The 9,983-nt window shown below is 62.4% G+C and carries 16 protein-coding genes, 1 pseudogene and 1 riboswitch; of the genes and pseudogenes, 12 read left to right on the forward strand and 5 right to left on the reverse strand.

Going from position 1 to position 9,983, the window contains the following annotated elements:
* Nucleotides 1–392: 392 nt before the first annotated feature.
* The 3 genes from AC1D1N_RS21585 (at nt 393) to AC1D1N_RS21595 (ending at nt 2,258) form a co-directional block, all read left to right on the forward strand.
* Nucleotides 393–1,160, forward strand: coding sequence for a hypothetical protein (locus AC1D1N_RS21585; protein ID WP_436259249.1), 768 nt, complete (start codon nt 393–395; stop codon nt 1,158–1,160).
* A gap of 192 nt (nt 1,161–1,352) precedes the next feature.
* A complete protein-coding gene (locus AC1D1N_RS21590; RefSeq protein WP_112566770.1) occupies nt 1,353–1,760 on the forward strand; it encodes a heme-copper oxidase family protein in 408 nt (135 codons plus the stop codon).
* Nucleotides 1,761–2,036: 276 nt separating this feature from the next.
* Entirely contained in the window at nt 2,037–2,258 is a 222-nt protein-coding gene (locus tag AC1D1N_RS21595; protein ID WP_352587464.1) for a hypothetical protein, read from the forward strand.
* A gap of 136 nt (nt 2,259–2,394) precedes the next feature.
* Here the strand turns inward: AC1D1N_RS21595 and AC1D1N_RS21600 are convergent, their stop codons facing one another.
* The 3 genes from AC1D1N_RS21600 to AC1D1N_RS21610 form a co-directional block, all read right to left on the reverse strand.
* The gene (locus tag AC1D1N_RS21600; protein WP_142870100.1) at nt 2,395–2,544 is read right to left on the reverse strand and encodes a hypothetical protein; all 150 of its coding nucleotides are present in this window, start codon (nt 2,542–2,544) and stop codon (nt 2,395–2,397) included.
* 102 nt (nt 2,545–2,646) lie between these two features.
* Nucleotides 2,647–2,931, reverse strand: coding sequence for a PRC-barrel domain containing protein (locus AC1D1N_RS21605; RefSeq protein ID WP_436259250.1), 285 nt, complete (start codon nt 2,929–2,931; stop codon nt 2,647–2,649).
* 96 nt (nt 2,932–3,027) lie between these two features.
* Nucleotides 3,028–3,300 carry a hypothetical protein gene (locus tag AC1D1N_RS21610; protein ID WP_477350896.1) on the reverse strand — a complete coding sequence of 91 codons (273 nt, stop codon included), beginning with the start codon at nt 3,298–3,300 and terminating at the stop codon, nt 3,028–3,030.
* Nucleotides 3,301–3,483: 183 nt separating this feature from the next.
* On the opposite strand from AC1D1N_RS21610, the gene AC1D1N_RS21615 reads away from it, so the two are divergent.
* Nucleotides 3,484–3,783 carry a hypothetical protein gene (locus AC1D1N_RS21615; RefSeq protein WP_477350898.1) on the forward strand — a complete coding sequence of 100 codons (300 nt, stop codon included), beginning with the start codon at nt 3,484–3,486 and terminating at the stop codon, nt 3,781–3,783.
* A 16-nt stretch (nt 3,784–3,799) separates the two neighbouring features.
* Here the strand turns inward: AC1D1N_RS21615 and AC1D1N_RS21620 are convergent, their stop codons facing one another.
* Nucleotides 3,800–4,108 carry a DUF982 domain-containing protein gene (locus AC1D1N_RS21620; RefSeq protein ID WP_477350900.1) on the reverse strand — a complete coding sequence of 103 codons (309 nt, stop codon included), beginning with the start codon at nt 4,106–4,108 and terminating at the stop codon, nt 3,800–3,802.
* 212 nt (nt 4,109–4,320) lie between these two features.
* On the opposite strand from AC1D1N_RS21620, the gene AC1D1N_RS21625 reads away from it, so the two are divergent.
* The 3 genes from AC1D1N_RS21625 to AC1D1N_RS21635 all read left to right on the forward strand — a co-directional run bounded on the left by AC1D1N_RS21625 (nt 4,321) and on the right by AC1D1N_RS21635 (nt 5,278).
* Complete coding sequence (locus AC1D1N_RS21625; RefSeq protein WP_112566817.1) at nt 4,321–4,650, forward strand: DUF1236 domain-containing protein; 330 nt, start codon at nt 4,321–4,323, stop codon at nt 4,648–4,650.
* 91 nt (nt 4,651–4,741) lie between these two features.
* Nucleotides 4,742–4,945: a hypothetical protein gene (locus AC1D1N_RS21630; RefSeq protein ID WP_112566786.1), complete on the forward strand. Its 204-nt coding sequence runs from the start codon at nt 4,742–4,744 to the stop codon at nt 4,943–4,945.
* A gap of 93 nt (nt 4,946–5,038) precedes the next feature.
* A complete protein-coding gene (locus tag AC1D1N_RS21635; RefSeq protein ID WP_112566789.1) occupies nt 5,039–5,278 on the forward strand; it encodes a DUF2934 domain-containing protein in 240 nt (79 codons plus the stop codon).
* 129 nt (nt 5,279–5,407) lie between these two features.
* Here the strand turns inward: AC1D1N_RS21635 and AC1D1N_RS21640 are convergent, their stop codons facing one another.
* Nucleotides 5,408–5,773: a hypothetical protein gene (locus tag AC1D1N_RS21640; protein ID WP_192248771.1), complete on the reverse strand. Its 366-nt coding sequence runs from the start codon at nt 5,771–5,773 to the stop codon at nt 5,408–5,410.
* Nucleotides 5,774–5,966: 193 nt separating this feature from the next.
* Nucleotides 5,967–6,079, forward strand: a riboswitch (TPP riboswitch).
* On the opposite strand from AC1D1N_RS21640, the gene AC1D1N_RS21645 reads away from it, so the two are divergent.
* The 5 genes and pseudogenes from AC1D1N_RS21645 to AC1D1N_RS21665 all read left to right on the forward strand — a co-directional run.
* On the forward strand, nt 6,070–6,678 hold the full coding sequence (locus AC1D1N_RS21645; protein ID WP_477350902.1) for a YkoF family thiamine/hydroxymethylpyrimidine-binding protein: 609 nt from the start codon (nt 6,070–6,072) through the stop codon (nt 6,676–6,678). It overlaps the preceding riboswitch by 10 nt.
* Before the next feature lie 429 nt (nt 6,679–7,107).
* Nucleotides 7,108–7,803, forward strand: a complete 696-nt coding sequence (locus AC1D1N_RS21650) for an ABC transporter permease (RefSeq protein ID WP_477350904.1) — start codon at nt 7,108–7,110, stop codon at nt 7,801–7,803.
* Nucleotides 7,800–8,588 carry an ABC transporter ATP-binding protein gene (locus tag AC1D1N_RS21655; protein ID WP_477350906.1) on the forward strand — a complete coding sequence of 263 codons (789 nt, stop codon included), beginning with the start codon at nt 7,800–7,802 and terminating at the stop codon, nt 8,586–8,588. The genes AC1D1N_RS21650 and AC1D1N_RS21655 overlap by 4 nt, the downstream gene beginning before the upstream one ends.
* Nucleotides 8,585–9,589 carry an ABC transporter substrate-binding protein gene (locus AC1D1N_RS21660; protein ID WP_477350908.1) on the forward strand — a complete coding sequence of 335 codons (1,005 nt, stop codon included), beginning with the start codon at nt 8,585–8,587 and terminating at the stop codon, nt 9,587–9,589. Before AC1D1N_RS21655 ends, AC1D1N_RS21660 begins: the two co-directional genes overlap by 4 nt.
* A 226-nt stretch (nt 9,590–9,815) precedes the next feature.
* Nucleotides 9,816–9,983: pseudogene (locus AC1D1N_RS21665) on the forward strand (IS5/IS1182 family transposase); the annotation flags it as partial.

Here is a 9,983-nt window from a genome sequence, read left to right on the forward strand (position 1 = left end):
CGCTCAATCGATCCGCCTCAGCGGCTCTACCGGAAGCTCGATCACCACGTTGGTGGCTGCCCGGTGATGTCGTATCTAGCATTCGACGCCTGCTCGATAAGTTACGCCACGACGGTCGCGGTTCCGGTGGCTTCGACCTAAGTATCACAGCCAATAGGGCCTAAGGTCTGATCAGTATAGGGCGTCAGTCGCGCAAAGGGCCGATCTGCTCTCCGATTTTCATATTTATCTTATATTTCAATTAGTTACGAACCAGTCTCCAGCCTTTTGCAGGCCGATTGTCGCGTATCGCAACCACATTTATCTAAAGTTTACTCCATCGAATTAGCAAATTCTCATATGGCGCTGCTATAGCGAGTCGGCGGAGGTGGGCTATCCCCCGAGGAGGTATTATGACATCCCGAAAAACTCTTTTGGCGGCGCTTGCCGCGTTTGCGCTTCTGGCCTCTCCGGCCCTGGCTGGTGCTGGTGGCAACGGTAACGGTGGAGGCCACGGCCATGGTGGTGGCAACGGCGGCGGCAACGGCAATGGCAGCGGCAACGGCAATAGCGGCAGCGGCAAATCCGGCAACAGCGCTTCGCATGGCAAATCGGCATCGGCTCATGCCGGCAAGAAGGCCTCGACTGACGACCAGGCTGTCGATGACGTCGAAGTCGCCGCGACGCCCAAGGAAAAGAACATCCACGCCAAGCTTGGCCGGCTGAACTCGCTGCAACGCAACATCAACGCCTATATGAACTCCAAGAGCAAGAAGTTCGCCGGCGTTCAGGCTTATGTGACGGCGTCGGCAGTTGCCAAGAACGCCCAAGCCGCGGTTGACGAGGCCAATGCGGCGGTGACGGAGGCTCAGGCCGCGGTGGTTGACCAGCAGGCACTATTCGACGCCGCGAATGCCATTACGCCTCCAACGCCCGAGGAGCAGGCGGCCCAGGACGCAACGATGGCGGATCTGGAGGCCGCGGTCACGGATGCTGAAGCGGCGGCTGCCGCGGCGCAGACGGCTGCCGATACGGCTACCGGCAACATCCCATCGCTCGATGACGCACTCGCCGATATGGCCAACAAGCCGGTCGACCCCGAGGTCACCGACTGGGCCAACGGCGTGCTTGCCGACAAGATCGACCAGATGGCCGCCAAGCTGGCTCCGGCAACGCCGTAAGCCGATCGCGGCTGAAACGGCCCAATAGAACGACCATGCCGCCGGGGTTCGCCCCGGCGGCTTTTTGACGGGCCGAGGGAACTGCCGGTCCTAGGGGAAAGGCGTTACTAACCCCAAGTACGGTATGGAAAATCTTCACTCCTAAGTGTAGCCTTCGCAATGCTGGGGTAAACGGCATCGGGGGAGAACGACATGCCTAAGGTTTCAGAACTCTTTTTCAAAACCGCCATCGTGTTCCTCATATTGGGAATTGCGGCCGGCCTGCAGATGGCCATCTCAGGCGATCACAGCGCCTTCCCGGCGCATGCGCATATCAACCTGCTGGGCTGGGTGACGAGCGCCATCTTCGGCGGTTACTACGCGCTCAATCCGCAAAAGGCGGCGCGCCGCATCGCCATGATTCACTACTGGCTCTATACGGTTGGCGTGGTGATCATGCTGCCGGCGCTCTACGTGATGTTGCAGGGAAACCCCGCGATTGAGCCTGTCGTTGCCGGCGGCTCGCTCATCGTCGCCGCTGCCGTTCTGGTCTTCGCTGTCGTGGTGTTCTCGCCAGAAACTGCGCGCTCGGTCTCTGGCGTGCCGTCGCCCTCTCGCTGACCGATCGCGCAACGCGATTGCAGTCCGACCTGCGTCGCTAACGGCGACGCGGGGATGGCGTGGCTTGACGGCCGCAGCCCCTGGTTGCGGCGCCAGTCACCGGTTCTAGACTCCCGGCCCTCCCGTATTATTTCGTGACCATTTTATGCTGGAACCTTCCCTGGTACCGCGCGTTGCCGCGACTGTATTCGTGCTGCCTTATAAATAGGCATCTCTGGGTACAGCTAAGCGAGCAGAGGCAAAACCAAGCATGGGTTGGGGGAGGAGCACGACGCCATGTCGAAAAGAGAAATCGGAACGTCCGCCTCACTGGGCCGACGCGTTGCCGATCTGAAGGCCCGGATGCAAAATGCCAGGATTACCGAATACGAGATGCAGACCTTCCAGAAGGTCGCAGCCATTATGGGGGGTAGCGAAGGCTCCCTACGCCTCGACGCCGACGACCTGATCGCTGCGTCCTTCCTCACCGAAGCGCTGGGCGATTCCGCGTCGAACTGAAGGCCGCTCGCGCGCCCGTCGGCCTCAAGCGCCGACGGGTTGCCCGGCGCCGGCCGCCGTCGGTGCCGGAGCGTGCACGCAGCACACGCTCAGCGTCGGGCGATTGCCTGCGCGCTGAAGAGGTCGGGGAGCGATCTCAATGGCGCTTGAAATACTGGACTTCGCGTTCGTGTTTTTCGGCCGCCTCGCGGCTGTCGAAGGTGCCGAGGTTGCGTCGTCGTCCAGTCTTTTCATCGACCTTGCGCGAATAGAGGCGGTATTTCCCTGATTTGAGTTTTCTGATCATCGGTCTCTCCCTGATCACCAGAGCGCCGCTGAAGCCAAACCGCCAGGGCGCACCTGGCGTGCCGAACGAAGGGCCCGGCCGCAGCCGGACCCTTCGAAAATATCAGTCGCGATGCTCCGGCATCGCCTTGAGCTGGTCCTTGGTCCAGCTGGTGACGGCGTGGACGTCGCCATCCTCGTCGCGCATGAAATCAAGCTGGCTGGTGGTGACCGCCACCGGCTTGGCGCCGATACCAAGAAAGCCACCGACGTCGATGACGACCTGACTGCCATGCAGATGATCGACAGAACCGATCTTCTCGTCGTCAGGGCCGTAGATGGTCGCGCCTTCGAGTATGTCGGGCGTCAGTTCCGTGCTGGCAAGTCGTGCGTGACTGGTGTGATCCATGACCGGTCTCCTCTGGGTTGGACAATTTCCTAACCAGCGAACAAACGAAGAGTTCCGGTAAAACGCCACGAAAGTCCGGCGCAGACTGCTTCGAGCCTACACCTCGTCGAAAGGACCACCGCGCCGCGCCGGGTCGCGACCAATGGCGGCTTCCTCGGCATCGTCGGGCAAGGCATGGTCACTATCCTGATAGGGGTTGTCGTCATCTTCCTCGGGCAGGTCGCCTTCCTTCTCGACACCGGTCGTGTCCGGCAGGCTTTCTTCATCTGCTCCGTCGGGCAGGATCCTTGCGCCACGCAACGCATCCCAGTCCTGCTGGCGCGGCGTCGGGGCTTCCACTTCGTCGCTTGGTTTTCTACGCGGGTCCATAATTTTCTCCCTGGTCAGTGCTTGCATCGAATAGGTGGAACTCGGCGCCGGCAAGCAGGTTCCCGAAACCGGTCCCAGCTTGTTTGTGAACCGCTTAGCAACCACGTGGGGGATCACTTGGGGAACCAATTGCCGCTGGGCTGCATTTGCCAAAAGAAGACGATTCCAGACGGAGACCGGACAATGAAAATCTTTGTTTTCTTGCCGTGCGCGCTGCTGGCACTTGCCGGCCCTGCCGCCGCGCAAGACAGCGGCGAGGGTGCTCCTCCCGTGCCTTGCCAGGCGCAGCCCCAGGATGGCGGCCAGCAGCCGCCTTCCTCCGATGAGGGCAATGGCAATTCGACCGCCGATCTTGGTTCTTGCGGCGGCGTGCTGCAGCCGCCGCCCAGCGGTGACCAGGGCATGACGCAGCCGCCGCCGGACCAGGGCAAAACACCGGTGATCAAGCCCGGCGAGGTGCCTGTGCAGCCACCAAAGCAATGATCTCGCTTGAGGGTCTCTACAGTGTGGACCGGGGCCGGCCAGGTCCAGCCTTGGCTAGGCGCAGCGCGGTCACCGGATCAATGCCGGTCCAGGCAATGCCGACCGCCTCGGTAAAGGCTGCGAAAGCCCGCCGCGCCTGGTCCTTGGTCACGTGTCCAGCCCTGGCCATTTCGCAGGCCCTCAGCGCCGTTTCGTAAATCTTGCCGCGCCTGGCGTGCGGCCATTCCCGAAGAAAATTCTGCATCTCGGCCAGCGTGGTGATGTCGCGTCGGAAGCCGGCGCCGACGGCAATTGCCACGGGATTTTGCAGCCGCATATCGTCCATTTTGAAAGCCTCCTGAGGGATCGTCCTTCAATGCGAATCATGCCGGTGCGGTTCCGGCAATAATGGCTGGTCGGGCCGATCAATTAGTCTCCACTTACGGAACAAGACCGTACCGGAGGCGTTTGCCTCCAGGAGCCCGCCAATTTGATCCGTGATGTTTTCGCCTCGTGCGGGAGCTCGGCGGAGCTCGCCAACAACGACAGGAGACGAAGATGAAATCCGTCCTTATTCCAGCAGTCGCCGGGCTCGCCATGATCGCAGGTCTCGGTGTTGCCGCGGCCGACGAGGTCATTGTCACGCAGCCGGCGCAGCAGCAGGTGATCATCACCCCCGAACAGCGCACGGTCGTGCACCAATACGTAAAAAAACATCCGCTCGCCTCGGTCAGCCTGCTTGGGGTCGAATTGAATGTCGGCTCCGCCTTGCCCGACACTGTCGAGCTGCAGGAGGTTCCTGACGTTCAGTACAGATACGCTGTTGTCGACAACCATACAGTGTTGGTCGATCCCAGCACGCGCAGGATCGTTGAGGTGGTCGAATAACGCTGGCCACAACTGACCGAACCACCAATACGGCCCTGTCGTTCATCCCAATAAGGGGCGGCAGGGCCGAATGATGAAAGGAGCATTGCCCATGTTGCCGCATGTCGAGACCAACGTGGCGGCGTGTTGCGACAAGCTGTTGGCTGAGCGCAGCACCGCGCTGTTGTCGATGAAGGAAGCGATTGCGCTCTTGCGGGAGCGCACCGGCACGGATCGGTCGGATGCCGACCTCGCCGGGCTGATCACCAAGAAAGCGGCGCTGCTCGGCGTTGCGGTCGTTTCCGATCCGCATTGAAAGCAGCTCGTCACTCAAGACGCCGGCTCAAATTTCGGCTAATGTTTTCGTGGAATCTGGACCTAACCATCGGACCCAACCACGGAGGCTTAAGTGACGGACGACAGACAGGACCGCATTCGCCAGCGCGCACATGAGATTTGGGAACAGGCCGGCCGCCCGGAAGGCGCGCATCAGGAGCACTGGGAACAGGCCACGGCCGAAATAGATGGTGCGGCCGCCAAACCGAAGAAGACGGCGAAGAAGGCTGCTGCGAAGCCCGTCAAGGCCGACGCCAAGCCCAAGGCTGCAAAGCCGGCGGCCGCAAAGTCCGGCAAGGCCAAGTCGAAATAGGCAAGGGCAGAATTCGCCTGGGCGGCCCCGTTCTGGACGTCGCCGTTCGGCCCGCCAGGGTCTCTTAACCCGACGAATTGCGCCTCCACGGGGAGCGCAATTCATTGTGCATGAAGATCGCGTGATGCTCTATGCCTCCCAGGCATAACTCGAGAGGGCAAAGCGGATACCGGCAGCTGTCATGACCAGTTCGCATTCGGTGATCTGGCGTAGGTGGCGCAGATAGCGCGCCACCGTCTGGGGCAGCCAGCCGGCGCAGGCTTCGACATAGGCGCGGCTGTGAACGAGCGTGCCGGTCGACAGCCTCTCGTCCTTCTCGGCAATCACTTTCAAATATTGGCGGATGAAACGAATATCGTCGGCGATGTCCTGGCTGGCCATTCGCCATGCTCCGGCAACGCGTTCGCGCTGGTCGAGCGACAAGGGCGGCAGCAGCGGCAGTGACAACAGCGGGCGGGAGAGGTCGGCGAAGGCGCCATGGTTCGCTGTGCTCACGGAATTCCCCTTGTTGAAAGGAAATATCGTACTTTATGTACGATATTTCGTCAAGGATGACGCGTACAATTTGAACGAATTCAACTTTCGAAATGATGCGGATTTTCCTGAAGCCAACAAACCTGGCCCAACATACTTCGCGATGCCAGTCGAAAAATACTCTTCCCCAATGCCTCGAACAGTGCTTTAACCCGCCCATCCACAGGGGTGCTCCGTACGGTCGGGGCTGAGATGAGGGCGGCAAGCCTTCGGACCCTAAAGCTGATCTGGATAATACCAGCGGAGCGAGGCGGGCGATGTTTTCCGGTGCACAGATTTCCCTTTATCCCATGACCGACGATTTCGTCGGCGTCATCCTTGGCGCGCTCGGCGCGCTCGATCCCTGGCGCGACCGGCTGAGGATCGAGACCGACGACATCTCGACGCTTCTGGTCGGGCCGCCCGAGGTGTTGTTTCCAGCCATGCGCGACCTGTTCGTGGCGGCGGCCAAAAGCGGCAAGCACTGCGTGCTTTCGGCCGCGGTTTCGCGCGGTTGCCCGGGCGAGCCCGACGATCCGATCTGCCGCTCCGACGAGACCGGCGGACCCGCCATTGCGCTGGACGAGCGCAAGGTCGCCGCGATCCGCGCCGTCCAGGCCACGCCATCGACCGACCAGCCGGTGGCGGCGCAGTTATCGCTCTATGTGATGGGTACGGGCGACCATATGGACGAGATCTATGGCTGCATCGATTTCCTGAAGCAGTCCGGCGTCTTTGAACGCTCGAAGAACTTCTGCACCAAACTGCGTGGCGATGCCGGCGCGGTGTTTGCGACCCTGGGTGAAGCCTTCTGCCGCTTCGGCCCGGGCGCCGGCCACGTCACCCTCGACATCACGATTTCTGCGAACAGCCCGACCGCCGTCTGAGCCGCGGCTCAAGCGTCGTTCATCGAGGATATTGCCGTGGCTGTTTCGTTCAACCCATCGCGTGGGGGAGATGCCCCCGCATTCGACCTCTCCCGGCAGAAGGGAGGGGAAGCTTCGGCGATTGGCGAAGGCGGTGATGACGTCCAATCTCCCCCCTTGTGGGGGAGATGCCTGGCAAGGCAGAGGGGGGCGCTGTCCCGCCGGCTTTTCAGTTGGTTGCGTCCGCGGCCTTCACCCGTTGCTTCCGAACAGGTTTCGCAAGTTGGTGATCCTTCGCGCCCCCCTCTGTCCTGCCGGACATCTCCCCCACAAGGGGGGAGATCGGCTGTCCCCTCCGCCGTCACCAAAATCGGCCCCGCCGCCATCTCCTTCACCCTGCTCCTCGCGGCCTGGGAGCTCTACGCTCGCTATGGCGGCGTCACGCACGGCATGCTGCCGGCGCCGTCGCGCGTGTTGCTGCAGGCCTGGGAGAACCGCGCTGCCCTTGCCGACAATACGCTTCCCACCATCCGCGCCACGCTTGCCGGCTTCGCCTGCTCGTTGATTGCCGCCTTCGTGCTTTCGGCGCTGGTCGATTTTCTGGCCCCGCTGCGCCGCGCGCTCTTCACGCTGCTGATCGTCAGCCAGACCTTGCCGCTGGTCGCCATCGCGCCGCTCATCGTGCTGTGGTTCGGCTTCGGGCTGATGCCGAAAATCCTGCTCGTTGCACTGGTCACTTTCTTCCCGATGATGGTGGCGCTGGTCGAAGGCTACGCTGCCACGAGCAAGGAGATTGCCCAGATGCTCGCGGCCATGGGGGCAGGGCGCTGGCGCATCTTCTGGCTGGCGCGTTTGCCTTCGGCGCTGCCCTATTTCTTCGCCGGTTTGAGGATCTCGATTACTTACGCCGTGGTTGGCGCGATCTTCGCCGAATATGCAGGGGCGGCGAAGGGATTGGGCATCTACATGCTCAACGCCAAGAACAATTTCCGCCCCGATCTGGTGCTCGCCGCGGTCGCCGTCAGCGCGGCGCTCACACTTGCTTTGTTCGGCCTTGCGGTGCTCATCCAGCGCCTCGCCATGCCCTGGGAAAATGCGGGGAGCGAGAGCCGCGGCGGCAAGCCTTCGGGAGAGAGCTCCCAATGACACGGCTCGAACTCCGCGATATCAGCAAAAGCTTCGGCGCGCTGGAGGTGCTCGCGGGCATTTCGCTTCATGTCGCGGCCGGCGAGTTCGTGTCCATCCTCGGGCCCTCCGGCGCCGGCAAGTCGACACTGTTCCAGCTGCTGACCGGTGCGCTGAAAGGCGAGGGCGACATGCGCTTCGACGGTGCGCCACTCGATGACCATGGCCGCCATTTCGCCTTCATGCCGCAGCGCGACGCGCTGATGCCGTGGCGGCGCGTCATCGACAATGTGACGCTGGGGCTCGAAGTGCAGGGCATGCCGCGACGGGCGGCACGCGAGCAAGTCGCGCCGCTGTTCGCCGAATTCGGCCTTGCCGGCTTCGAGCACGCCTGGCCGGCAGAGCTCTCCGGCGGCATGCGTCAGCGCGCTGCGCTTTTGCGCACAGTGGTGCAGCAACGCGACATGCTGCTGCTCGACGAGCCCTTTGGCGCGCTGGATGCGCTGACACGCGCGGCCATGCAGCGCTCGCTGGAAGGCACGTGGCAGCGTCATCGCTGGACGGCACTGCTGATCACCCATGATGTACGTGAAGCGGTGTACCTGTCGGACCGCATTTATCTCCTGTCGTCACGGCCCGCCCGCATCATCAGCGAGATTACCGTGCCGCTGCCGCGCCCGCGCACCACCGGCAGCGATGCCGCGCGCCAGGCCGCTGTGCTCGAAGCCGAAATCCTCGACACGCTGCTCAATCCCGGGGCTGACCGAGCCTCGTTCCCGAAGACCGCTCAAAGGAGATCATCATGACCGAATTCACCCGCCGGCAAGCGCTGCTTTTGACGCTGGCTGCCGGACTGCCGCTGGCCTCGCGTGCTCATGCGGCTGCGCAAAAAGTCACCGTCGCGCTCGACTGGACGGTCAACACCAACCATATCGGCCTGTTTGTGGCCCGCGACAAAGGCTTTTACGACGAGGCCGGGCTCGACGTCGACATCCTGCCTTATGGCGATACCGGCGCCGGCACGCTGGTTGCCAACCGCATCGCCGATTTCGGCATTGCCGGCGTCGGCCTGTTCACCCAGCGTGCCGCAGGCGCCGACCTCAAGGCGGTCTACGCCGTGGTGCAGCAGGAGACCGGCCGGCTGGTCTTCAACGCGGATCGCAGCGAGATCAAGAGCCCGAAGAATCTCGACGGCCTGACCTATGGCGGCTTCGGCAGCGCCTGGGAAAACACGCTGATCTCGACCATCATCCGCCACGATGGCGGCAAGGGCAGTTTCGAGACGGTGACGCTCGGCACCTCGGCCTATGAGGCGCTGGCCAACGGCTCGGTCGATTTCACGCTGGAGGTCTCGACCTGGGAAGGCGTCGATGCCGAGCTGAAAGGCATCAGGCAGCGCGGCTTCCGCTATGCCGATTATGGCGTGCCTGACGAGCACACCACCGTCATCGCCTCCAGCGATGCCTATCTCCAGGCAAACCCAAAAGCGGCTTCCGCCTTCGTCGAGGCAACGCGGCGCGGCTACCAATTCGCCGTCGATCATCCGCAAGATGCCGGCGATCTGCTGATCGCTTCCAACAAGGACGCGTTGACCGACCCGGCGCTGATCCACGCCTCGCTGAAGATGCTGGTCGACGGACACTTTTTGCGCAGCCAGGACGGCGTCATCGGCACCATCGACAAGGCCAAGGTCGAGGCGATGGGAACCTACCTCTTCAACGCCGGCATCCTGCTCGATGGTGATGGCAAGGTGCTGAAGGAAAGGCCGGATTTTGGAGTGTATTTCAGCAATGAGTTTTTAGGGTAGGGGTTCGAACTGCTGATCTCCCCCCTTGCGGGGGAGATGCCCGGCAGGGCAGAGGGGGGTGTGAAGGATCGCCAGCCTCGGTGCGAAGACCCTCGACTCGGGCGGCGAAAGCGACGGTAGGCTGGCGGGACAGCACCCCCCTCTGGCCTGCCGGCCATCTCCCCCTGTGGGACTGTTGCAAAATTGGATGGATGTGATTCCCTGTTTTTGAAACGGGGATTTTGCGATGACGACGAAGCCGAGCGGTCAGTTCAGTTTTGTGGAGGCTCTGCTGCCACAGGGTCTTGGTCGGAGTGGTCGGCTGGACCGGCTGTCGTCGCTGGTGAAGTGGTATCGCTTCGAGAAGATCCTTGCGCGGCTGCGCTCGCCGGCGGGGCCAGGGCGGCCTGCGTAC

It is taken from the genome of Mesorhizobium sp. P2_B5 (assembly GCF_056404775.1).

Coding starts and splice junctions, on each gene's coding strand:
- AC1D1N_RS21585 (WP_436259249.1), top strand. CDS start 393: ATGACATCCCGAAAAACTCTTTTGGCGGCGCTTGCCGCGTTTGCGCTT.
- AC1D1N_RS21590 (WP_112566770.1), top strand. CDS start 1,353: ATGCCTAAGGTTTCAGAACTCTTTTTCAAAACCGCCATCGTGTTCCTC.
- AC1D1N_RS21595 (WP_352587464.1), top strand. CDS start 2,037: ATGTCGAAAAGAGAAATCGGAACGTCCGCCTCACTGGGCCGACGCGTT.
- AC1D1N_RS21600 (WP_142870100.1), bottom strand. CDS start 2,544: ATGATCAGAAAACTCAAATCAGGGAAATACCGCCTCTATTCGCGCAAG.
- AC1D1N_RS21605 (WP_436259250.1), bottom strand. CDS start 2,931: ATGGATCACACCAGTCACGCACGACTTGCCAGCACGGAACTGACGCCC.
- AC1D1N_RS21610 (WP_477350896.1), bottom strand. CDS start 3,300: ATGGACCCGCGTAGAAAACCAAGCGACGAAGTGGAAGCCCCGACGCCG.
- AC1D1N_RS21615 (WP_477350898.1), top strand. CDS start 3,484: ATGAAAATCTTTGTTTTCTTGCCGTGCGCGCTGCTGGCACTTGCCGGC.
- AC1D1N_RS21620 (WP_477350900.1), bottom strand. CDS start 4,108: ATGGACGATATGCGGCTGCAAAATCCCGTGGCAATTGCCGTCGGCGCC.
- AC1D1N_RS21625 (WP_112566817.1), top strand. CDS start 4,321: ATGAAATCCGTCCTTATTCCAGCAGTCGCCGGGCTCGCCATGATCGCA.
- AC1D1N_RS21630 (WP_112566786.1), top strand. CDS start 4,742: ATGTTGCCGCATGTCGAGACCAACGTGGCGGCGTGTTGCGACAAGCTG.
- AC1D1N_RS21645 (WP_477350902.1), top strand. CDS start 6,070: ATGTTTTCCGGTGCACAGATTTCCCTTTATCCCATGACCGACGATTTC.
- AC1D1N_RS21650 (WP_477350904.1), top strand. CDS start 7,108: ATGCTGCCGGCGCCGTCGCGCGTGTTGCTGCAGGCCTGGGAGAACCGC.
- AC1D1N_RS21655 (WP_477350906.1), top strand. CDS start 7,800: ATGACACGGCTCGAACTCCGCGATATCAGCAAAAGCTTCGGCGCGCTG.
- AC1D1N_RS21660 (WP_477350908.1), top strand. CDS start 8,585: ATGACCGAATTCACCCGCCGGCAAGCGCTGCTTTTGACGCTGGCTGCC.